The following is a 22,125-nucleotide window of genomic DNA, read 5'->3' as shown; positions in this document are numbered from 1 at the left end:
CCGGACGGAGGGTCACAGTAATGGTGACCTGTGGCGATGTCAGCCGCTACCGGGGTGACGCGACCCACTGGAGGTGATCGCGGTGCGCGACAAGATCTGGTGACACCGCCGGTCGGAGGCCGTGTCGAGACGGAGGCGAGGTGTGGTCGTGCGCGACAAGATCTGGTGATCCCCCTGCTGCCGGTGTTCCCGCCGAGTGCCACGTCGAGGGGAGGTGCGCCGCCATGCGCGACAAGATCTGGTGAAGACGGGTTCCCACCCCGGTGAACGACACCACGCGGGCCGCGGCGAGCACCCGACTCCCGCGGCCGGCGCGCTCACCCGACGCGCGCCCGGACCAGCCACAGGCACGCCGTGGCGACGCCCAGGCCGCTGAGCAGGAGCGTCGCCCGCGGCCCGACGGCGTCGCCGAGCAGCCCGCCCGCCAGCGCGCCGGCGGGCGCGGTGCCCCAGACCGCGGTGCGGATGGTCGCGTTGACGCGGCCGTGCAGGGCGGCGGGCGTCGCCTCGTAGCGCACCGGCACCTGGTGCACGTTGTAGACCTGGAGCGCGAACCACATCACCGCCACCGCGCCGATCACCAGCTGGTCCGCCGCGACCGCCGCCTGCCCCGCGCCGGTGACGAGGATCGCGGCGACCATCGTCCGCCGCCTGCCCCACCACTCGCCCACCCGGGCCGCGACGAGCGCGCCGAGCAGCCCGCCGACGGCGCCGGCGGACAGCGTCAGCCCCGCCTGGGCCGCCGACAGGCCCAGCGCCGACACCAGGTGCAGCAGCACCACGACGGTGAAGGCGTTGAACCAGAAGACCTGCGTCGCGGTGCACAACGTGACCCGCCGCAACCCCTGGTGGCCGAACACCGCCCGCACGCCGGCCCCCATGCCGGCGCCGGGCTGCGGCCGTTCGACGACCCGGACCCACGCCAACGCCACCGCCGCGACCAGGAAGCTGAGCGAGTCGACCACCAGCGCGCCCGCCGCGGTGACCGCGCCGACCAGCCAGCCGCCCACCGCGGGCCCGGCCACCTGCGCCGTCGCCTGCCCCACCTCCACGACGCCCTGGGCGCGCGTCAGCTGCCCGGCGGGCACCACCATCGGCACCAGCGCCAGCCCGGCGATGTCGCCGAACACGGCGAACGTCCCCGCCACCGCCGCCACCGCGGCCAGCAACCCCACCGACAGCAGCCCCAGCCCCGCCGCCACCGGCACGACGCCCAGGCTCAGCGCCTGCCCCACCGCGCACACCCCGGCCACCACCCGCCGCGGCAACCGGTCGACCCACACCCCGGCGGGCAGCCCGAACACCAGGTACGGCAACCGCCCGCACGCGGTCACCACCCCGATCTCCCAGGCGCCCGCGCCCAACGTCCACGCCGCCACCAGCGGCACGGCGACCACCGTCACCTGGGACCCGACGAGGGACACGGACTGCCCGGCCCACAACAAGAGGAACGACCGATTGCGCCACAGCACGGCATCATGATCCCGGTGGGCCACGGCGAAGGGGGCGCGATGGAGGACGGACCCGGGTTACCCGGCGAGGTCGCGACGACCGCCAACTCGCTGTCCGGCGCGGTGACCGGGGCGGCGGTGCAGGCGGGGACCATCGGCGAGGTGCACGTGCACGGGCCGGCCGCCCGGCCCGGGGACGACTGGGTCGTCACCGGGATCTCGACCGCGGTGCCGACCGAACCCGGCCCGCCGGTCGCGCACGGGCGGGAGGCGGTCTTGGCCGACCTGCTCGACCGGGTGCTCGACCCGCGGCCCGGCGGTCCGCGCCTGCTGGTCGGGGCGGGCGGCATGGGCAAGTCGACGGTCGCGGGGATCGTCGCCCGGCGGGCGCAGCGGGAGCACGGGCGGCGGGTCTGGTGGATCAGCGCGGTCACCGAGGAGCACCTGTCCGGCGGGCTGGTCGGCCTGGCCCGCGACCTCGGTCTCGGCGTCGCCCACCAGGAGGCGATCCGGGCGCACCGGGTCGCGGGCCTCGGCGACGTCGCCGACCTGGTCTGGCGGCGGCTCGAGCGGATCGAGCCGGGCTGGCTGCTCGTCGTCGACAACGCGGACGTGCCGGAGCTGCTCGGCCCGCCCGACGGCACCGGCTGGGTCCGCGAGTCCGCGACCGGGCTGGTGCTGGTGACGTCGCGCCGGCACGACCGGTCGAGCTGGCCGGGGCACGTGGAGGCGACCCCGATCGGCCCGCTGGACCGGGCGGCGAGCGCGCGCGTGCTGCTGGACCTCGCGCCGCGCGCGGGCGACGAGCGGGCGGCGGACGCCCTCGCCGACCGGCTCGGCGGCCTGCCGCTGGCCCTGCGGATGGCGGGGCTGTACCTGGGCGGCGACTTCGTGGCCTGGCCGACGTTCGACCGGTACCGCCACGCGGTCGACGTCGACGGCGTGGCGGGCGTCTTCGACCTGTCCTCGAACCGGGGCCGCCGCGACCTGGTCGGCCAGACGTGGGAGCTGTCGCTGGACGCCCTGGCCGCGAGCGGCCTGCCTCACGCCAGGGAGCTGCTGTGGCTGCTGGCCTGCTACGCGCCCGGCGCGCCGGTGCCGGAGGAGCTGCTCACGGCGGTGGACCCGGAGGCGCCGGGACGGCGGCTGCTCACCCGCCGGCTGGACCTCGAGCCGTCACCGGCCGGCGACCTGGAGACGATCTTCACGGGGCTGCGCGGCCTGGCCTCGGTCGGTCTGGCGCAACGCCCCGAGGACGGCGGCGACGTCCCGGCGGTGCGGGTGCACCCGTTCATCGCCGAGGTCACCGGCGCGGTGCTCAACGCCCTCGCGCCCGGCGACCCCCGGCCCGCGCGGACCCGCCGGGTCGCGGTCGCCGCGATCGGCGCGGCGGTCGACGCGCTGCGGGTCGGCACCGCGGCGCACTGGCCGAGGTTCCACCTGCTCACCCCGCACGTGCACCACCTGCTCGCGCAGGTCGGCCCGCTCCTCGACCACCGGGACCGGGTGCGGCTGCTCGACTGCGTGACCACGTGCGCGACCGCGTACCTGTGGAGCCGCGCCGAGCGGCGGGCCGAGGACCTCGTGGTGCGGGCCATGGCCGTCGCCCGCGACCTGGGCTGCCACGCGGACCCGGCCTACCTGCGGCTGCGGCACGTGCGGGGGTGGGCGCTGCGGGAGCTGGGCGAGTTCGCCGAGGCGGAGCGGGTCCTGGGCGAGGTGCTGGCGGCGCAGGGCGCGCTGCCCGGCGGCGCCGACCGGCCCGACACCCTGCACACCCGCCACGACCTCGCGTGGACCACCGGGCGGCGGGGTGACTGGGCGCACGCGGAGCACGAGCTGCGCGCCGTCCGGGACCGGCGCCGCGCCCGGCCGGGCCTGGACCACGACGACATCGACATCCTGCACACCCGCTGCATGTTGTGCTGGAGCGTGGGCATGCAGGGCCGCTGGCCGGAGGCCGAGCGCGGCTACCGCGCGGTGCTGGCCGACCGCGCCGCGCTGATCGGCGCCGACCACCCCGACACCCTCGACACGCGGGAGAGCCTGGGCAAGACGCTGGCCTGGCAGGGCCGGTGGGACGAGGCGGCGGAGGAGTTCCACCTGCTGGCCACCGGCCGGGCACGGCACCTGGGTCGCCGCCACCCCGACGCCCTGCTCGCCCGGCAGCTGCACGCCTACGCCGTCGGCCGGCTCGCCCTGGCGCGGGACGACGCCACCCGGCTGCGGTGGGCGTCGCGCACGCTGCGCCGCACGCGGACGCTGCTCCGGGACGTCCGCGGTCCCGACCACCCGACCACGGCGCACACCGGCTCGTTCCTGGCCACGCTGGCGGGCCGCCACACGCCGGCGCTGCCCTGGCCGGGCGACGTCCCCCGGCCCTGACCGTCAGGCGACCGCGGCCGGCGCCACGCGGGACCACGCGGCGGTGGCGGTGAGGGCCAGGACGGTGCCCGCGACGCCCGCCACGGCGATCGCGGCGCCCGCCGAGCCCGTCGCGGACGCCAGCAGGCCGCCCGCGGCCACGCCGACGCCCTGCGCGGCGACCAGGCCGCTGCGGGCGAAGCCCAACGCCTGGCCGCGCTGCTCGTCCGGCACCAGGCGCACGAACGTCGCGCCCGCCGTCACCTGGTACGCGCTGAACACCCCGCTCACCGCCAGCAACGCCACCGCGCCGACGAGGTCCGGCGCGAACAGGTACCCGACCAGCGGCAACGCGGTGGCCACCGCGAGCAGCCCGAGCAGCCGCACCCGCGTCGACGCGGGCAGGAAGCGCAGCAGCACCGTGCCCAGCACCATCCCGGCCGGGTCGGCGGCCAGCAGCAGGCCGACACCCGCCGCGCCCGCGCCGACCTCCGCCGAGAACGGCGCGGCCAGCCCCTCCGGCACCACGGTGAACAGCGCCAGCCACCCGAGGCCGACCAGCAGCCGCAGCCGGCGGTCCCGCCACACCAGCGCGGCGCCCGCCCGGATCCGGGCCCGCGCGGCCGGCACGAACGCCGGCGCCGGGCGGTGCCGCAGGCCGAACCGCAGCAGCAGCGCCGACAGCGCGAACGTCACCCCGTCGGCGAGCAGCGCGCCGGACGTGCCCAGCCACGCCACCACCAGCCCGCCGCCGACGAACCCCAGCAGCAGCCCCGCCTGGTGGGTGATCAGGTGCACGGACTGCCCCGCCTCGTACCTCTCCCCCAGCACGGACGGCAGCAGCGCGCCCTGCGCGGCCGCGAACGGCGGCTCGGCCAGCTGCGACAGCACCAGCAGCGCCGCCACCAGCGGCAACGGCACGCCCGGCACCGCCATCACGGCCAGCAGCACGGCCCGCACCACGTCGGCGACCACCATCACGGTCCGCCGCGGGTACCGGTCGGCCAGCCCGGTCAGCAGCACCCCCGACACCAGCGCGGGCAGCATGGTCAACGCGTAGGTCGCCGCGGTCCACGCCGCGGACCCGGTGCGCTGGAACACCAGCACCGACAACGCCACCCGGGCCAGCTGGTCGCCCACGGTCGAGAGCACCGCGGCCGACCACAACACCCGGAACTCCGGCACCGCGAACACCGCGCGGAACCCCGTGCCCCCGACCACCTGCTCCCCCGATCCCACGGCGACCGATGAGTTTCCCGGGCCCGCCGAGTCACAACTTGTGCGGCGTGCGACCGGCACGCCACCGTACAAGCCCGGAGGGTGACCATGAGCGAGGTTGAGCAGATGACGGTCGACTTCACGCGAGAGGCCGAGCGGTACCGCCACGAGCTGCGGGTGCACTGCTACCGGCTGCTCGGCTCGTTCGACGAGGCCGAGGACCTCGTGCAGGAGACGTTCCTCAAGGCGTGGCGCGCCCGCGACACGTTCGAGGGCCGGTCGTCGTTCCGCGCCTGGCTCTACCGGATCGCCACGAACGCGTGCTTCGACGTGATCAACCGCAGGCCCGCGCAGGGCGTCACCGAGGAGGTGCCGGTGGCCGACGTGCCGTGGTTGCAGCCGTTCCCCGACGCCCTGCTGGACGCCGAGCCGCACGTGGAGGTGGTGGCGCGGGAGACGATCGAGCTGGCGTTCCTGGCCGCGGTGCAGCACCTGCCCGCCAAGCAGCGGGCGGTGCTGGTGCTGCGGGACGTGCTGGGCTGGCCGGCGAGCGAGACGGCGGCGCTGCTGGAGGACACGGTGCCCGCGGTGAACAGCGCGCTGCAACGCGCCCGCGTCACCATGCGCAAGCACCTGCCGCAACGGCGTGCCGACTGGACGGGCGGGCCGAACCCGAAGGAGAAGGCGGTGATCCGCCGGTTCGTCGAGGCCACCGAGCGCTGCGACCTGGACCTGATGGCCGCGGCGTTGCGCGAGGACGTCACCTGGACGATGCCGCCGCAGCCCGAGTGGCACCTCGGCCGGGACGCCGTGATGGACATCTGCGCGTCGGTGATGGTGGGCCCGCAGGCGTTCGGCGAGTGGAAGGTGGTCCAGACGTGGGCCAACCGCCAGCCCGCCCTCGCCAACTACGCCCGCAAGCCCGGCGAGGAGCACTTCCGGCCCGTGGCGCTGGACGTGCTGCGGATCGAGGACGGCGTGATCGCGGAGATCACCACGTTCCCGTCGGACCGGTTCCCGCTCTTCGGCCTCCCCGCGGCGCTGTGAGCTTCGACGTCCGGCTGGTGACCGTCGCGGGCGCCGACCCGTACGACCCCGACGAGTGGCGCGACGCGCTGGTGATCGTGCTCAGCGGCACCCTCGACCTGGACGGCGAGCTGTTCGGGGAGGGCTCGGTGCTGGCGTTGGCCGGGTTGCCGCTGCGGGTCCTGCGCCGGCACGGCGGGCAGCCCGCCGTGCTGGCCGCGGTGACCCGGTCAGCGCCCCGCGAACACGCCGCGGGCGAGGGCGACGAGTTCGGCGGGCGCCGACTCGGGGGAACCGGCCCGGTAGGGCGGCTCGGGGTCGTACTCGATGAGCAGCTGGGTGAACCGGGCCCGCTCGTCGCCCCAGATCAACCCGACGAGGGTGAGCGCCAGGTCGATCCCGGCGGACACCCCGGCGCCGGTGACGACGGACCCGTCGACCACCACCCGGTCGGTGGCGACCACCGCGCCCCGGGCGGCCAGCTCGTCGCGCAACGCCCAGTGCGTGGTCGCCGGGCGGCCGTCGAGGACACCGGCCTGCGCGAGCAGCGTCGACCCGCTGCACACCGACGCGGTCCAGGTCGCGGTCGGGTGCGCCACGCGCAGCCACGCCGCGACCACCCCCTCCTCCAGCACCTCCGCCCAGCCGCCGCCACCGGGCACCACGATCACGTCGGCGCGGTCCAGCTCGGCGAACGTGGCCGTCGGCACGACCACCAACCCTGCGTCGGTGGTCACCGGCTCGCGTGAGGCGGCGACGAAGTGCGAGGTCACCTCCGGTTGGTGGCCGAGCACCTCGTACGGCCCCACCAGGTCCAGCGCGGTCATCCTCGGGTAGAGCACGAAAGCCACGTCCACGTCGACACCCCTCGATCCTCGGTCTCGCTGCCTCAGGCCGCACCGGTGGCGCGGAACCTGTCGCGGTAACCGCCCGGCGTCACGCCGAGCACCCGCAGGAAGGCCCGGCGCAGCGTCTCCGCCGAGCCGAAACCCGTGCGCCTGGCGACGACGTCCAACCCCTCGTCGCCGGACTCCAACAACCCGGCGGCCGCCTCCACCCGGACCCGCTCGACGTACCGGGCGGGCGACACGCCGACCCGGCGCGGGAACACCCGGGCGAAGTGCCGGGGGCTCATCGCGGCGCGGCGGGCCATCCCCTCGACCGTCCACCCCGCCGCCGGGTCGTCGGTGATCGCGTCGAGCACCGCCCGCAGCCCCGGCTCCCGCACCGGCGGCACCCGCGACCGGACGCTGAACTGGGACTGGCCGCCGGGGCGTTGCAGGAACACCACCATCCACCGGGCGACCAGGCGGGCCAGGGCCGCGTCGTGGTCGCGCTCCACCAGCGCCAGCGCGAGGTCGATGCCCGCGGTGACACCGGCCGACGTGGCCAGCCGCCCGTCCCGCACGTAGATCGCGTCCGGCACCACGTCCACCGACGGGTGCTCGGCGGCGAGCCGGTCGCAGAACGCCCAGTGCGTCGTGGCCCGCGCGCCGTCCAGCAGCCCGGCCGCCGCGAGCACGAACGCGCCCGTGCACACGCTCGCCACCCGCCGCGCGCCGCCCGCGACCCGCCGCAGGTGGTGCAGCAGCTCGGCGTCGCGGGCCGCGTCGGCGAACGTGAAACCGCCGACCACGAGGACCGTGTCCACCCCTCCGGACACCTCCCGCAGGTCCTCGGCCGCCATCCGCAACCCGCCGGTCACCTCGAACCCGCCGCCGACCCCCGCCAACCGCACCCGGTAGCCGCCGTTCGCCCGGTCGGCCGCCAGCGCCCGGTTCGCGCCGTCGAACACGTCCGCCGGGCCGCCGATGTCGGTCAGCGCCGCACCGTCGTACCCGACCACCAGCACCTCGCGTTCCACACCGCCCACCCTCTCCGGCCCCCGGGACGGCGGCAACGACCGGCGACCCTCGATTCCCGCCACGCTACGGTCGTGCCCGTGCTGCCGAGGATCGAGATCGAGGGCCGACCGCCGACCGCCGACCAGGTCGTGCCCGGTCTGCTGGCCAACTACGGGCACTTCACCGCCATGCAGGTCCGCGACCGCCGGGTGAAGGGCCTGCCCCTGCACCTGCGCCGGCTCGACCAGGCCAACCGGGAGCTGTACGACGCGCCGTTGCCCGGCGACCGGGTCCGCGACCTGATCTCGCACGCGCTGGCCGACGACGTGCGTGACGCGGCCGTGCGGGTCGTCGTGTCCGGCCTCGACTCACCGTCGGTGATGGTCGTGGTGCGCCCGCCGGTCACGTCCCCGGCGACGCCGCGACGCCTGATGGCCGTCGACTACACGCGCCCGTTGCCGCACGTGAAGCACCTCGGCGGTTTCGGGCAGCGGCACCACGCCCGCCGCGCCGTCCGGGCCGGCTACGACGACGCGCTGCTCACCGGCGACGGCGTGGTGGTGGAAGGCTCGATCGCGAACATCGCGTTCTTCGACGGCGACGGCGTGGTGTGGCCCCGGGCGGACTGGCTGCACGGCGTCACCATGCAGCTGCTGGAACGGGAGCTGCCGTCGCGGCGCGAGCCGGTGCGGCTCGCCGACGTGGGCCGGTACCGGGGCGCGTTCCTGGCCAACTCGATCGGCGTGGTCGCGGTGTCGCGTATAGACGACGTCGAGTTCACCGTGGACGCCGAAGCCCTCGCCCGCGTCCAGGGCGCCTACGACGCGATCCCCGCCGACCCCGTCTGAGCGGCCGGTGCGACGCGCTCCCGGTCAGACCGCGGGCGGGCGGTCCTCGTACGGCGTGGACAGCACGACCGTGGTGCGGGTGGACACGTTCGCGACCTCGCGGATCTGCCTCAGCAGCTCCTCCAAGGCCGTCGGCGACGCGACCCGCACCCGCAGCACGTACGACGCGTCACCCGCGACGGAGTAGCACGCCTCGATCTGCGGCAGGTGCTCCAGCCGTTTCGGGTAGTCGTCCGGAGCCGCCGGGTCGATCGGGGTCAGCGAGATGAACGCGGTCAGCGGCAGGCCGACCTCGTCGCCGTCCAGCCGCGCCGCGTAGCCGCGCACCACGCCCCGCTGCTCCAGCCGCCGCACCCGCTGGTGCACGGCGGACACGCTCAGCCCGACCCGTTCCGCGAGGTCGGTGAAGCTGCACCGGCCGTCCGCGGCCAGTTCGCGCAGGATCGCCCGGTCGATCGGCTCCAGGTTCGTCACGTGGGCAACACCACCAGCTCGTGCGGTCGGTTGTTGACGCTCTCCACGCCGTCGGCGGTGGCGATCACGATGTCCTCGATCCGCGCGCCCCACCGCCCGGGCAGGTAGATGCCGGGTTCGACGCTGAACGCCATGCCCGGCTCGATCGGCAGGTCGTTGCCGCCGACGATGTAGGGGTCCTCGTGCACGTCCAGCCCGATGCCGTGGCCCGTGCGGTGCACGAAGTACTCGCCGAAACCCGCGTCGGCGATGATGTCGCGCGCGGCGGCGTCCACCGCCGCGCAGGTCACGCCGGGCCGCACCGCGTCGACGGCGGCCCGCTGCGCGGCCTGCAGGACCGCGTAGGTCTCCCACACGTCCGCGTCACGCGGCTCGCCGAGCACGTAGTCGCGGGTGGAGTCGGAGTGGTAGCCCTCCGCCACGGGGCCACCGATGTCGACCACCACCACGTCACCCGCCTCGATCACGCGGTCGGACAGGTCGTGGTGCGGCGACGCGCCGTTCGGGCCCGAGCCGACGATGACGAACTCGGCCAGCACGTGGCCCTCGGCGACGATCGCGGCGGCGATGTCGGCCCCCACCTCGGCCTCCGTGCGACCGGGGCGCAGCCACTCCGCCATCCGCGCGTGCACCCGGTCGATCGCCGCGCCCGCCTTGCGCAACGCGGCCACCTCGGCCGCGTCCTTGCGCATCCGCAGCTCCCGCAGCACCGGCCCGGCCAACACCTGCTCTCCCCCGACGACATCCCGCAACCGCAACGTGTGCAGCGCGGGCATCATGTCGGAGACCGCGGTCCGGTTCCCCTTCAAAGCCTTCTTGACCAGGGCGTACGGGTCTTCGCCGTCGACCCAGGTGGCGACCTCGACCCCGAGCTCGTCGGTGGGGACGGCGGCGTAGCCGGGGTGCTCCAACTTCGGCACCACCAGCACCGGCGACCCGCCGACCGGCACCACCAAGCAGGTCAACCGCTCGAACGACGTGCCGCCCGCGCCGAGGAGGTAGCGCAGGTCCGAACCGGGCGCGATGAGCAACGCGTCAACGCCCGCGATGGCAGCGGCAGCGGTAGCCCGGTCGAGGCGCGCGCGCAGGGCGTCCACGTCGACGGGCCCAACTTGGGTCGACATGCAGGGCAGCCTAGTGGTGCCGGCCCCGTCCCACGCCACAAGCCACCGCGCCGACCTCCCCGTCCCTCGTTCGGGTCAGCACCCCACCTCACCTGCCATTTCCCGTGCCCCTCAACCACGACCGGGTGATCGTCGAAAATCCCACGCAAAATAACGCCGTTTCCGACCTGGTGAAACGTCGGTTGAAACAACGAGGCCCGCCGCAACCACCCCCATGCCCACCAACCCCACTCACCCCCGCCCCCTCCCACCCCCCTCCCACCCCGCTCCCACACCCCTTCCCCTCCCTACCCCCTCCTCCCCATTCCTCCTTCCCTCCCCCTCTCTCCTTCCCTCCCCTCATCAGGCGCACCTGAACCGGCCCCGCCGGAACAGTTGCCCGGAGTTGTCCACAGGACCGGGCAGACCGGTCCGCGATGTCGGAGGACTCTGGCAAGCTGTCCCGGGTGAGCAACCCGCTGGTCCTGATGGACGCCGCCAGCCTGTACTTCCGGGCGTTCTACGCGCTGCCCGAGTCGATGACCGCACCGGACGGCACACCGGTCAACGCGGTGCGCGGGTTCGTCGACACGATCGCGAAGGTCATCACCGAGCGGAAGGCGAGCCGCCTGGTCGCCTGCCTGGACGCCGACTGGCGCCCGGAGTTCCGCGTCGCCGCCCTGCCGTCCTACAAGGCGCACCGCGTCGCCGAGGGAGCCACCGACGGCGAGGAGGAAGTGCCCGACACCCTCACCCCGCAGGTGCCGATCATCCTCGACGTGCTGGACGCGGTGGGCATCGCGACCGCCGAGGCCGACGGCTACGAGGCCGACGACGTCATCGGCACCCTCGCCGCCCGCGAGACCACCGACCCGGTCGAGGTGATCACCGGCGACCGCGACCTGTTCCAGGTCGTGCGCGAGGAGCCGACCCCGGTGCGAGTCCTGTACCTCGGCCGCGGCTGGGCCAAGGCCGAGCTGCTCGGACCGGAGGAGCTGGCCGCCAAGTACGCGCTGCCCGTGGAGGACGCCGGACGCGCGTACGCCGGGATGGCCGTGCTGCGCGGCGACCCGTCCGACGGCCTGCCCGGTGTCGCCGGCATCGGCGAGAAGACGGCCGCGAAGCTGATCAGCGAGTTCGGCTCGCTGCAAGCCGTCCTGGACGCCGTGCACGACGGCCGCGACCGCAAGCTGACCACCCGCGCCCGCACCGCCCTGCTCAACGCGCAGGACTACCTCGCCGTCGCACCGACCGTGGTCGACGTGGCAACCGACGCCAAGATCGTCATGGACCGCCCGGACGCCGTGCCGCCCGCTCCCGTCGACCCGGACCGCGTCGCCGAGCTGACCCGGCGTTGGGGCCTGGGCAGCTCGCTGCCCAGGCTGCTGTCCGCGCTGGAACGTCGCTAGCCGCAAAGCCGCGCCGGCATCAGCCGGTAGTCACCAGTGACAGGTGGCACGCGGGTCGGCGGTGGTGGGCGGGCTAGAAGTAGGTGCCGCTCCAGGGTGGGGTGGAGACCGCGAACAGCGCGTCGGCTCGGGCGGGGGCGGTGGGGGTCGGGGCGTCCAGGCGGCGGGCGGTGGCCAGGCTGGTGAACGACACGTCGCCCAGGTAGGCGGAGGCGAGCACGTCCACGTCCAGCACCAGTTCGGGCGCGTCGTCGACCCGGGTCGCGCCGTCCGCCGTGATGCGGTACGAGCCCGCGTTCTCCGGCAGGTACGCGTCACGCACGCCGAGGACGACCGGCTCGGCCTGGCGGTAGGTGCGGGCGGCCAGGGCGGTGGGGACGTCGAGCAGGCGCAGCCACGTCTCGTCGGCCTCGTCGACGATCCGGCACGCGCGCCGGTCGCCCAGGAGCCACTGCACGGGCTCGTCCAGCGGCCTGCCGAACGCGGAGATCTCCGCCACCAGGTCGATGCCGAGCACGAACAGCCACAGGTCGGCCCACGCCTCGGCGTTGCGCGCCCACAAGTCCAGGACCATCAGCGTGGTCGGTTTGCCCTCGTTCGGGTCGTGCGAACCGGGCACGACCTTGAACGCCACGTAGCCGTCGTCCTCGCCGGACGTGCCGGACGTGCCGGATCGGACGGCGATCTTGACGTTCTCCTCGGCCGCCACGCGCCGGACGTTCAGGCTCCACCAGGCGGGCCACCGGGCGATGGTGCCCGCGCGTCCCGGTGACAGCTCGTCGAACAGGCCGCGCGCGATCCGCTCCCCCGCCTCGCCCTCGACGAGCCGCACCCGGCCGACGGGGCGGGTGCGCGGCGCGGCTTTGAGCCGGTCGATGCGCAGGGCCCGGTACCTGGTGGCGACGCCGTAGCCGTACCGGCCGTAGATGGCGGTCTCGGAGGCGCGCAGGGTGGCGATCACGTCGCCGGCCGACCGCAGTGCCCGCAGTTGCGCTCGTTGCAGGGCGCTCAGCACGCCGCGGCGCGTCCAGTCCGCCCGCACCCCGACCCGGCTCACGGCAGCGTGCGGCAGCACGGCGCCGCCCGGCACGGCCAGTCGCGACGGGAACGACTGGAGCGTGCCGATCATCTCCCCGTCGGCGAACGCGCCGAACGCGCGACCCTCGTCGTAGGACTCCCGGGCGAACGCCCACTGGTCGTCGGGTGCCGCCGTGTGGTGCAGCGTGCCGCGGAACAGGGTGTGGGCGGTCCGGTACTGGGAGTCGTCCAGCACGCGGATGTCGTGGTCGGTCACCCCGGCATGGTGCCTCAGAGGTCGCTCGCATCGCTAACGAGTTCCATCGCCCGAGAATGCACGTCCCACCGGAGGGTGAGGGCCGGAGGGTGAGGGAAAGCACGAGGCCACCCCCGCGTGGACGGCGGGGGTGGACCGGGAGGTCAGCCGGCGGGCTGGCCGACCTCGTACTCGCCGTCCTCGGTCTTCACGGTGATCTTGACCGTCTTGTCCTTGCCGCCGACCTTCACCTTGCACTCGAAGGTCGTGTTCGGCTTGACCTCCTGCTCGGCGGGGCAGGTCGCGCCCTCGACGTCGGAGATCTTGTAGTCGTCCTTCAGCACGCCGACGACGCCGTTCTGCACGGCCGCCTGGTCGAAGACCTTGGTGTTGAAGAACCCCGGCGCGACGAATCCGGTGATGCCGACGGCCGCGACGACCAGCACGACCAGTGCGACCACGACCCAGAGCACGGCGCTGGACTTCTTCGGCGCGGGCGGCTGGCCGTACTGCCCCGGCTGCCCGTACTGACCCGGCTGCTGGCCGAACTGGCCGGGCTGCCCCGGCTGGCCGAACTGGCCCGGCTGCTGGCCGTACTGGCCCTGCTGCGGCTGCCCGTACGGGTTCGACTGCGGGTTGTTCGGGTCGTACCCGGCGGGGTACTGCTGCGTGTACGGCTGCTGACCCGGCTGCTGCCCCCACTGCTGCTGTTGCTGCTGCTGCGAGGGGTCCGGCTGCCCGTAGGGATTGGGCTGCTGAGCGGGGAAACCACCCGACGGCGTGCCCGGGTACCCACCACCGTAGGGCTGTTGCTGCTGGCCCCACTGCGGCTGCGGGTCGTTCCCTCCGGACGGTCCGTACGGACTGGTCATGCTCGGCCTCCGACGGTCGGTCTGGACAAGGTCGGTCTGAAAACGAACTGGACAAGCTGTTCAAGGCTTGCGGGCGCGATCAAACCACAGGTGTGCTGACAGTACCCACCCGCCCCGCAAAGCTTTGTCAAACGGTGGCCATCGCCACCACCCCGCGGCGCAACGCGTCCACCGCCTTCCGCGCGGCGGCGCCCACCGGATCACCGCCGCCGACGACGTCCCGGATCTGGTCCAGGAAGTCGATCACCTGCCGGCACCACCGCACGAAGTCGCCCGCGCCCAGCTCGGAGCCGTTCTCCTCCGCCGCGGACAGCACCTTCTCCAGCGACTCGCCGCGCGCCCACCGGTACACGGCCCACGCGAAGCCCGGGTCGGGCTGGCGGGTCCGGTCGAGGCGGTGCCTGCGCTCGTCGTCCTCCAGCTCGGCCCACAGCCGCGCGGTCGCGGTGAGGGCGTCCGCCACCTTGCCCGGTGGCAGCCTGGCTTCGAGCGGTCCGTCCCGGCGGGCCTCGTACACGAGCGCCGACACGACGGCGGCGAGTTCCGCCGGGTCGAGGTCGCGCCACACGCCGTGCCGCAGGCATTCCGCGGCCAGGAGGTCGGACTCGCTGTAGAGCCTGGTCAGCCGTTTGCCGTGGGCGGTGACTTCCTCGCCGGGCCCGTTCTCCTCGACGTGCAGGTAGCCGCGTTCGCGCAGCAGGCCGCGGATCCGGTCGAACTCGCGCGCCAGCGAGTGGGTGGTGGCCGCGACCTTGCGCTCGACCTGCTCGGTCTCGGCCAGCAGCCGGTGGTACCGCTCGCCCCAGCGGGCGTGCTCCTCGCGCTTCTCGCAGCCGTGGCACGGGTGCGCGCGCAACGCCCGCCGCAGCGTGGCCAGTTCCGCGTCGTCGTCCGCCGTGGAGCGGCGTTTCCGCATGGCCGGGGCGACGATCCCGGTGGCGCGCAACGATGCCGCGAGGTCGCGCCGCGACTTGGGCGAGCGGGTGTCGACCTGCTTCGGCAGGCGCATCTTGCCGAGCACTTCCACGGGCAGGGGGAAGTCCGCGGACGACAGCCGGCCCGCCCACCGGTCCTCGGTCACGACGAACGGGCGCGCCTCGCCGAGCGGTTCGAGGCCGGGGTCGATGACGACGGCCAGCCCGGAGCGGCGCCCGGACGGCACGGCGATCACGTCGCCCTTGCGCAGCCGCTCCAGGGACTGCGCCGCCTCGGCCCGCTTGGCGGAGGTGTTCTGCCGCGCCAACGCCTTCTCCCGCTCGGCGACCCGGCGGCGCAGTGACGCGTACTCGGTGAAGTCGCCCAGGTGGCAGGTCATCGCTTCGGCGTAGCCGTCGAGGGCTTCGCGGTTGCGCTCGATGCGGCGGGCCAGTCCGACGACCGACCGGTCGGCCTGGAACTGGGCGAACGACTGCTCGAGGATGTCCCGGGCCGCTGCCGCGCCCAGCTGGTTGACCAGGTTGACGGCCATGTTGTAGCCGGGCCGGAACGAGGACCGCAGCGGGTAGGTGCGGGTGGAGGCCAGGCCGCCGACGGCTTTCGGGTCGACGCCGGGCTGCCACACCACCACGGCGTGGCCTTCGACGTCGATGCCGCGCCGGCCCGCGCGTCCGGTGAGCTGGGTGTACTCGCCGGGGGTGAGGTCGACGTGCGCTTCGCCGTTGTACTTGACCAGTTTTTCCAGCACGACGGTGCGGGCGGGCATGTTGATGCCCAGCGCGAGCGTCTCGGTGGCGAACACGACCTTCACCAGGCCGTTGACGAACAGCTCCTCGACGGTTTCCTTGAACGCGGGCAGCAGGCCGGCGTGGTGGCTGGCGATGCCGCGTTCCAGGGCTTCGCGCCACTCCCAGTAGCCGAGCACCATCAGGTCGCCCTGGGGCAGGTCCTTGGTCTTCTCCTCGATGACGGCGCGGATCCGCTCGACCTCGTCGACGGAGGTGAGCCGCAGCCCGGAGCGCACGCACTGCAGGACGGCCGCGTCGCAGCCGGCGCGGCTGAAGACGAAGTCGATGGCGGGCAGCAGGCCCGCGCCGTCGAGGCGCTGCACGATGTCGACGCGGGAGGGCGGTTTGAACCCGGAGCCGCGCGGCGGCCGGCCCCGGTCCTTGTTGTTGCGGTTGCGGCTCCACGGCACGTGGAAGCGGGACAGGTCCTCGGTGTGCCGCAGCAGCTGGGGGTTGATGCGGTTGTGCCCGTCGGGGCCTTCGCCGGCGAACAGGTCCATCATCCGGCCGCCGGCCATCATGTGCTGCCACAGCGGCACGGGCCGGTGCTCGTCGACCACGACGGTCGTGTCGCCGCGCACCTCGACCAGCCACTCGCCGAACTCCTCGGCGTTGCTGACGGTGGCGGACAGGCCGACGAGCCGCACGGACTCGGGCAGGTGCAGGATCACTTCCTCCCACACCGGGCCGCGGAACCGGTCGGCCAGGTAGTGGATCTCGTCCATGACGACGTACGCGAGGGTGTTCAGCGTGGAGGAGCCCGCGTAGAGCATGTTGCGCAGGACCTCGGTGGTCATCACGACGATCGGCGCGTCGCCGTTGACGGAGGTGTCACCGGTGAGCAGGCCGACTTTCGCGGCGCCGTAGCGGGCGACCAGGTCGGCGTACTTCTGGTTCGACAGGGCCTTGATCGGCGTCGTGTAGAAGCACTTGCGGCCCTCGGAGAGGGCCAGGTGCACGGCGAACTCGCCGACGACCGTCTTGCCGGCGCCGGTCGGGGCGCAGACCAGCACGCCGTGCCCGTCCTCCAACGCCTCGCAGGCGCGTTCCTGGAACGGGTCGAGTTCGAACGAGATGACCCCCAGGAAGTCGGCCAGCTTGGGTCGGGACGAGCGGCGGCGGAAGTCCGCGTACGAGTCGGCTGGAGACCGCGGAGTGCTTGACACCTGTCCAGGCTGTCACACGGGACCGACAAAATCGCTTCAGATCCGCAGCGGACCCCGGATCGTCGGGAGGATGCGTCCCGGACCCGCTCTTTTAGTCAACACTGAAGCTATAGGGACCATAGGGGCTAAGCGTGCGGCAGACTCGACAGACGTGGAAGCGATCCCGTTGTCGGAGGGCGATCTCAGGTGGGTGTTCCCCGCCCTGGTCGAGGTCGACCCGGTGCTCGCCGTGCTGAGGCTGGCCGAGGCGCGGATCGGGCGGTTGGCGGGCCTGCTCGGCAGACCGGGCGCGGGGCTGGTGTTCGACCACCTGCCCGGCGCGCCCTACGCGGGGCTGTCGGCCCTCGCCGAGCTCGAGGAGGTGTCCTTCCACGTGCACGTCTCGCTGCCGCGCGATCCGCACCGCAACGTGGTCCGGCCGCCTCCGCCGTGGCAGGTGGACGGCGAGATCTCGGTGCGCTGCGACGCGATCCGGGACTGCGGCCGGCACGAGATCGAGACCGTCGAGTCGGCGCACGACAGCCCGCTGGACGCCGCGGACGGGGTGCTGGCCGTCGCCGGCTGGCTGTTCGACCGGGGCAGGGCCGAGCCGCACGCGTCCTGGCGCAAGCGCGACGTGCTCAGCCGGCACCGGTGACGCGCGCTCGGCCGGCGCCGGTGACGACGGTGAGCGCCCCCGGGACGCACGTGGTCGTCAACGGCACGCGGCTGAGCCGCTCACCGTCGGCGTAGGCCACCCACGTCGGCCCGGACAGCCGGGCGGAACGGGCCCGGAGCGTGCGCACGGCGGGGTGCTCCACGTGCCGGCCGGTGCGCAGCGTGGGCAGCATCCGCAGCAGGGTGCGGCGGGGCGCGGCCCGCACCACGGTCAGGTCGAACAGGCCGTCGGTCGCGGAGGCGTCCGGGCACACCGGGATGCCGCCGCCGTAGCTGGTCGTGTTGCCGACCGCGACCAGCAGCGCGTCCAGCTCCAGCACGTCGTCCTCGGTCTCGACGACCAGCCGTTGGGGTCGCAGCGCCGCCAGTTCGGCCAGGATCGCCAGGTCGTAGCGGCGGGGCCCGGCGGGCCAACGCATCGCGTTCGCGCGTTCGTTGACCGCCGAGTCGAAGCCCGCGCACAGCACGGTCGCGAACCAGGGGCCGTGCTCCACGCGCCCGAGGTCGAACCGGGCGCGGCGGCCCTCGCGCAACGCGACCACCACGTCGTCCACCGAGGCGGTGCCCAGCGCGGTGGCCAGGTCGTTGCCGGTGCCGGCGGGCACCACGGCCAGTGCGGTCGAGGACTGGGCGCACGCCTGGAGGGCCAGGTGCGCGCCGCCGTCGCCGCCGAGGACGACGAGCACGTCCACGCCGTCGGCGACCGCGCGCCGAGCGGCTTCGGTGGTGCCCTCGGCGGTGGGCGCCACGTGCAGGTCGAGCCGGTCGACCGCGCCGCGCAGCCGTTCCGCGACGGTGCCGGCCATGCGCGCGGCCCTGCCCTTGCCCGAGGCGGGGCACACCAGCAGGGCCGCCCGCGTTGACGTCGACATGGTGCCGAAGCCTACAAAGGCTTCACCGGATCGGGTGATCTCGCTCAGGTCACGTCGTCGTAGCGCACCCGGCCGGGCGGTTCCGGCGCCGGTTCCGGGGTCGGCACCGGTTCCGGCGTGGGCACCGGTTCGGGTGACGGAGGTTCGACCTCCGACGGCGTGTAGTCGAACGGCGCGGCCTCGTCGTCCGGGACGTCGTCCAGGCCCTCGGCCTTGCGCCGGCGCTCGACCCGCCGGTCGTGCACCCGGGCGAGCTGGATGGCCACCTCGAACAGCAGCACGAGCGCCACGGCCAGCGCGACCATGGAGATCGGGTCGGTGCCCGGGGTGGCGATGGCGGCGAAGATGAACAGGCCGAAGATGATGCCGCGCCGCCACTTGTTCAGCTTCTCGTAGCTGACCACGCCGACCTGGTTGAGCATCACCACGATCAGCGGCAGCTCGAAGCTGACGCCGAAGATGAGCAGCAGCGTCATGACGAAGCTGACGTACTCGCCGGCGGTGAGGGCGGTGATGAACCGGTCGTCACCGAAGCCGACCAGCACCGCCAGGCCCTGCGGCACGACGTAGAACGCCAGCGTGGCGCCCGCGATGAACAGCACGGACGCGCACGCCACGAAGACGACGGCGAAGCGCCGCTCCTTGGCGTAGAGGCCCGGCGAGATGAACCGCCACAGCTGGAACAGCCACAGCGGCGCGGTCACCGCCATGCCCGCGCCGGCGCCGACCTTCAGCCGGATCATGAAGACTTCGAACGGCTTGGTCTGCAGCAGCTGGCAGCCCTTGCCCTCCTGGGTGAGCCGCTGGGTCTCCGGGATGCCGCAGTACGGGTCGATGACGATCTGGCCGAGGCTGGGCAGGCCGAAGGGCTGCCAGCTCCACCAGATGAAGCCGAAGACCGCACCGCAGGCGATGAACAGCAGCGCCAGGCCGAGGCGGTGCCGCAGGTCGTAGAGGTGGTGCTTCAACGACATGGTGCCGTCCGGGTTGGCCCGGCGACTCGTGATCTTGCGGCGCTCCCGGCGCTGGGCCCACCACCGGACCGGACTTGCCCCCACCGTGCGGACCGTCCTTAGGCTCTCGTTGACGCGGTGTTAGTTGGTGTTCTGCTTGTTCTGCAGGTTCTGCGCGGTCTGCTCGATGGGCTGCGCCACCTGCGGCTGCACGGGCTGCGCCACGACGGGCTGCGCCACCTGCGGCTGCACGGGCTGCGCCACGACGGGCTGGGCGACCTGGGGCGGCGCGACCGGCTGCGGGGCCACCTGCGGCTGGGCGGCGGGCAGCTGCTGCGGCGCGGGGACCTGCTGCGCCGTCGTGGCGCCCTGCTGCTGGGAGTCGTCCTCGCTGCGCAGGCCCTTGGTCTCGGCCTTGAGGATCTTCGCCGAGCGGCCGATCGAGCGCGCCATGTCGGGCAGCTTCTTCGCGCCGAAGAGCAGGATGATCACCACGGCGATGATGATCAGCTCGGTTGGTCCGAGGTTAGGCACGGTTGTCCTCCTGTCTCCCCCGGTCCACCGATGGTACGCGGGGCTTGCCCTCGCGGGCGTGATCCGGACGCCGTTCGGCGAGGGCCACCCCGAGCGCGGCGGAGCGCGCTCGCAGCAGACCGACGCCATCGCCGACCCTGTCACCCACCAGAGTGCTTGCCGCGCGGAAGCGACGCAAGGATCGGATGACTCGGACCGCGGTCAGGACCAGCACGACCACCCCGAGGGCGATCAGCACCAGGCTCGGCAAGTACGGCACGGCACCACCGTACTTGCCCTAGGTTGCCGGGAGGTGATCCGCCCGGCGCAACGCCGCCTCCGCCTGCCGGGTGACCTCGGCCACCAGGTCGGGTGGCTGCTCCACGTGCGCTTCGCCGCCCAAGCCGAGCAGCAGCCGCACCATCCAGGCGGTGTCGGCGTACCGCATGAGCACCCTGGCGCGGCCTTCGGGCAGCTCGACGAGGCCGTCGGTCGGGTAGTACTCGGCCACCCAGCGGGCGTCCGGTTCGAGCACCAGCACGGCCGTGCGCTGCGACGGGTCCGGTTGGAACAACCCCTCCGACGTGTCGGTGGGCGTGGCGTGCGGCGGCGGGGCGGCGGGCTCGTCGAGCACGTCCACGGCGTCGATCCGGTCGAGGCGGAACAGGCGGACGCCGTCCGCCGCGCGGCACCAGGCTTCCAGGTAGCCGCGGCCTTCCACGAGCAGCATCCGCATCGGGTCCACGACTCGCGCGGTGATCTCGTCGCGTGACGGCGTGTAGTAGCGCAGGTGCAGGGCCCGGCCGCGGCGCACGCCGTCGGACACCGCGTCCCGCACGCGTGCCGTCTCCGGCGCTTCCCGCAGGGCCAGGCCCACGGCCACGCCGGCGGGCTGCGCCTGGCCGACCGCGGCCTCGATCTTCGCCACCGCGCGCTGCACGGCGTCCTGGTCGGCCACGCCGGGCGTCTCGACCAGCGCGCGCAGCGCCACCAGCAGCGACGTCGCCTCGGCGGCGGTCAGGCGCAGCGGGCGGCTCATGCCCGCGTCGAAGGTGACGGTGACCGTCTCGCCCTCGAACGACAGGTCGATCAGGTCGCCGGGGCCGTAGCCGGGCAGGCCGCACATCCACAGCAGTTCGAGGTCCTTGCGGATCTGCTTGGGCGTGACGTCGAAGTCGGCGGCGACCTCGTCGATCGGGATGCCGGGGCGGGCCAGCAGGTAGGGCACGAGGGCGAGCAGCCGGGGCAGCCGGTCGGTGGCGGCGTTCACGCGCGCACCCCCGCGCCGCGCAGGGCGCCGAGCAGCTTCTCCCGCACGGTCCTGGCCAGCACTCCCGGTTCCAGCACGACCACGTCGGGGCCGAAGCCCGCGATCCACCCGGCGGCCGAGTCGGGGAACCTCAGCTCGATCTCCAGCACGTCGCCGGGCTCGCCGTCGAAGTCCCGGGAGCCGACGACCTTCGCCCGCCGGCGCACGCCCTGCGCCCGGCCGCGGGCGACCCAGAGCGTGGCGGTGGCGGGTGGCTGGTCGGCGGCGGGCTGGTTGCGGACCACGAACGACAGCAGGTCGAACTGGTCGGGCCGGCCCACCGCGCCGGCCTTGCCGACCGCGCGGACGTCGCCGACGATGCGGGAGAGCCGGAAGCAGCGGGGGGCGTCGCGGTCGCGGTCGTGCCCGACGAGGTACCACCGGCCGCGCCAGGCGACCACGCCCCACGGCTCGACGGTGCGGGCGCGCACCTCGACCGGCGCCGGGCGGCGGTAGTCGAACTCGACCACGCGGCCTTCCTGCACGGCCGCGAGCAGCGGCGGGAACGCGGGTTCGCTGGTGCGGACCTTCGGCTCGACCGGCACGTGGACGTCCTGGTCGACGTCGACGCCCGCGGCGCGGAGCTTGATGAGGGCGCCGTGCGCGGCGCCGGTGAACTGCGGCGAGTCCCACAGCCGGGCGGCGAGCGCCACGGCGGCGGCCTCGTCCGGTTCCAGGTCGATGTCGCCGAGCTCGTAGTCCCGGCGGGCGATGCGGTACCCGTCGATCGCGTCGAAGCCCGTGCTGCGGCCGGTCTCCAGCGGCACGCCGAGGTCGCGCAGCTCGGTCTTGTCGCGTTCGAACATGCGGAAGAACGCCTCGTCCGTCGCGGCGTCGGCATAGCCGGGGACGATGGCGCGGATGCGCTCGGCGGTCAGGTACTGCCGGGTCGACAGCAGGCACAGCACCAGGTTGACGAGCCGTTCGGCACGTGCGATGGCCACACCGGAACCCTAACCCCGGACGAACACCCGGTGACGCCATCCCCGCCAGGAAGGCGGGTGAATGGTCCGTTCAGCCGATTGCCGGGCCGCGCGCCGACGCCCTTC

The 22,125-nt window shown here is 74.0% G+C and carries 20 protein-coding genes; 5 read left to right on the top strand and 15 right to left on the bottom strand.

Annotated elements, in window-relative coordinates:
* Positions 1-317: 317 nt before the first annotated feature.
* A complete protein-coding gene (locus tag IOD16_RS11825) occupies positions 318-1,472 on the bottom strand; it encodes an MFS transporter (RefSeq protein WP_201440070.1) in 1,155 nt (384 codons plus the stop codon).
* Between the two features lie 39 nt (positions 1,473-1,511).
* On the opposite strand from IOD16_RS11825, the gene IOD16_RS11820 reads away from it, so the two are divergent.
* A complete protein-coding gene (locus tag IOD16_RS11820) occupies positions 1,512-3,836 on the top strand; it encodes a tetratricopeptide repeat protein (RefSeq protein ID WP_201440069.1) in 2,325 nt (774 codons plus the stop codon).
* Positions 3,837-3,839: 3 nt separating this feature from the next.
* Here IOD16_RS11820 and IOD16_RS11815 read toward each other — a convergent pair whose 3' ends face one another.
* Complete coding sequence (locus tag IOD16_RS11815; RefSeq protein WP_201440068.1) at positions 3,840-5,036, bottom strand: MFS transporter; 1,197 nt, start codon at positions 5,034-5,036, stop codon at positions 3,840-3,842.
* Positions 5,037-5,135: 99 nt separating this feature from the next.
* Between IOD16_RS11815 and IOD16_RS11810 the strand changes: the two genes are divergently transcribed.
* Entirely contained in the window at positions 5,136-6,080 is a 945-nt protein-coding gene (locus IOD16_RS11810; RefSeq protein WP_268957704.1) for an RNA polymerase subunit sigma-70, read from the top strand.
* A 209-nt stretch (positions 6,081-6,289) separates the two neighbouring features.
* Here IOD16_RS11810 and IOD16_RS11805 read toward each other — a convergent pair whose 3' ends face one another.
* Together IOD16_RS11805 and IOD16_RS11800 are read right to left on the bottom strand one after the other, a co-directional pair.
* Positions 6,290-6,916, bottom strand: a complete 627-nt coding sequence (locus IOD16_RS11805) for a DJ-1/PfpI family protein (RefSeq protein WP_201440066.1) — start codon at positions 6,914-6,916, stop codon at positions 6,290-6,292.
* Positions 6,917-6,948: 32 nt separating this feature from the next.
* On the bottom strand, positions 6,949-7,923 hold the full coding sequence (locus IOD16_RS11800; RefSeq protein ID WP_201440065.1) for a GlxA family transcriptional regulator: 975 nt from the start codon (positions 7,921-7,923) through the stop codon (positions 6,949-6,951).
* Between the two features lie 78 nt (positions 7,924-8,001).
* Here IOD16_RS11800 and IOD16_RS11795 point away from each other — a divergent pair, with 78 nt between their 5' ends.
* On the top strand, positions 8,002-8,751 hold the full coding sequence (locus tag IOD16_RS11795; protein WP_236594916.1) for an aminotransferase class IV: 750 nt from the start codon (positions 8,002-8,004) through the stop codon (positions 8,749-8,751).
* Positions 8,752-8,775: 24 nt separating this feature from the next.
* On the opposite strand, the gene IOD16_RS11790 is transcribed toward IOD16_RS11795, so the two are convergent.
* Positions 8,776-9,225, bottom strand: coding sequence for an Lrp/AsnC family transcriptional regulator (locus IOD16_RS11790; RefSeq protein WP_184688005.1), 450 nt, complete (start codon positions 9,223-9,225; stop codon positions 8,776-8,778).
* A complete protein-coding gene (locus IOD16_RS11785) occupies positions 9,222-10,349 on the bottom strand; it encodes a M24 family metallopeptidase (RefSeq protein ID WP_201440064.1) in 1,128 nt (375 codons plus the stop codon). Before IOD16_RS11785 ends, IOD16_RS11790 begins: the two co-directional genes overlap by 4 nt.
* 416 nt (positions 10,350-10,765) lie before the next feature.
* Between IOD16_RS11785 and IOD16_RS11780 the strand changes: the two genes are divergently transcribed.
* The gene (locus IOD16_RS11780; protein ID WP_201440063.1) at positions 10,766-11,737 is read left to right on the top strand and encodes a 5'-3' exonuclease; all 972 of its coding nucleotides are present in this window, start codon (positions 10,766-10,768) and stop codon (positions 11,735-11,737) included.
* Between the two features lie 73 nt (positions 11,738-11,810).
* Here the strand turns inward: IOD16_RS11780 and IOD16_RS11775 are convergent, their stop codons facing one another.
* The 3 genes from IOD16_RS11775 to IOD16_RS11765 all read right to left on the bottom strand — a co-directional run bounded on the left by IOD16_RS11775 (position 11,811) and on the right by IOD16_RS11765 (position 16,772).
* A complete protein-coding gene (locus tag IOD16_RS11775) occupies positions 11,811-13,031 on the bottom strand; it encodes a GNAT family N-acetyltransferase (protein WP_236594915.1) in 1,221 nt (406 codons plus the stop codon).
* Between the two features lie 143 nt (positions 13,032-13,174).
* Positions 13,175-13,882 (bottom strand): DUF4333 domain-containing protein, encoded by a 708-nt coding sequence (locus IOD16_RS11770; RefSeq protein ID WP_201440062.1) that lies wholly within the window; start codon positions 13,880-13,882, stop codon positions 13,175-13,177.
* A gap of 127 nt (positions 13,883-14,009) precedes the next feature.
* Positions 14,010-16,772, bottom strand: coding sequence for a DEAD/DEAH box helicase (locus tag IOD16_RS11765; RefSeq protein WP_123742213.1), 2,763 nt, complete (start codon positions 16,770-16,772; stop codon positions 14,010-14,012).
* A 151-nt stretch (positions 16,773-16,923) separates the two neighbouring features.
* Here IOD16_RS11765 and IOD16_RS11760 point away from each other — a divergent pair, with 151 nt between their 5' ends.
* On the top strand, positions 16,924-17,409 hold the full coding sequence (locus IOD16_RS11760) for a hypothetical protein (RefSeq protein WP_201440061.1): 486 nt from the start codon (positions 16,924-16,926) through the stop codon (positions 17,407-17,409).
* Here IOD16_RS11760 and IOD16_RS11755 read toward each other — a convergent pair.
* The 6 genes from IOD16_RS11755 to IOD16_RS11730 all read right to left on the bottom strand — a co-directional run bounded on the left by IOD16_RS11755 (position 17,393) and on the right by IOD16_RS11730 (position 22,020).
* Positions 17,393-18,301: a diacylglycerol/lipid kinase family protein gene (locus IOD16_RS11755; RefSeq protein ID WP_201440060.1), complete on the bottom strand. Its 909-nt coding sequence runs from the start codon at positions 18,299-18,301 to the stop codon at positions 17,393-17,395. The two genes, IOD16_RS11760 and IOD16_RS11755, sit on opposite strands and share 17 nt — an antisense overlap.
* Before the next feature lie 44 nt (positions 18,302-18,345).
* Positions 18,346-19,275: a twin-arginine translocase subunit TatC gene (tatC, locus tag IOD16_RS11750; RefSeq protein WP_123742216.1), complete on the bottom strand. Its 930-nt coding sequence runs from the start codon at positions 19,273-19,275 to the stop codon at positions 18,346-18,348.
* Between the two features lie 120 nt (positions 19,276-19,395).
* Complete coding sequence (tatA, locus tag IOD16_RS11745; protein ID WP_201440059.1) at positions 19,396-19,788, bottom strand: Sec-independent protein translocase subunit TatA; 393 nt, start codon at positions 19,786-19,788, stop codon at positions 19,396-19,398.
* Positions 19,781-20,047: a bacteriophage holin gene (locus IOD16_RS11740; protein WP_123742218.1), complete on the bottom strand. Its 267-nt coding sequence runs from the start codon at positions 20,045-20,047 to the stop codon at positions 19,781-19,783. The genes tatA and IOD16_RS11740 overlap by 8 nt, the downstream gene beginning before the upstream one ends.
* 18 nt (positions 20,048-20,065) lie before the next feature.
* Positions 20,066-21,037, bottom strand: a complete 972-nt coding sequence (locus tag IOD16_RS11735; RefSeq protein ID WP_201440058.1) for a helix-turn-helix transcriptional regulator — start codon at positions 21,035-21,037, stop codon at positions 20,066-20,068.
* Positions 21,034-22,020 (bottom strand): helix-turn-helix transcriptional regulator, encoded by a 987-nt coding sequence (locus IOD16_RS11730; protein ID WP_201440057.1) that lies wholly within the window; start codon positions 22,018-22,020, stop codon positions 21,034-21,036. Before IOD16_RS11730 ends, IOD16_RS11735 begins: the two co-directional genes overlap by 4 nt.
* Positions 22,021-22,125 lie beyond the last annotated feature (105 nt).

Origin of the sequence: Saccharothrix sp. 6-C, assembly GCF_016695385.1 — a bacterium.
GTDB lineage: Bacteria > Actinomycetota > Actinomycetes > Mycobacteriales > Pseudonocardiaceae > Actinosynnema > Actinosynnema texasense.
The sequence above is the reverse complement of the archived record's forward strand: the minus strand, read 5'-3'. Positions and strand labels throughout refer to the sequence as shown.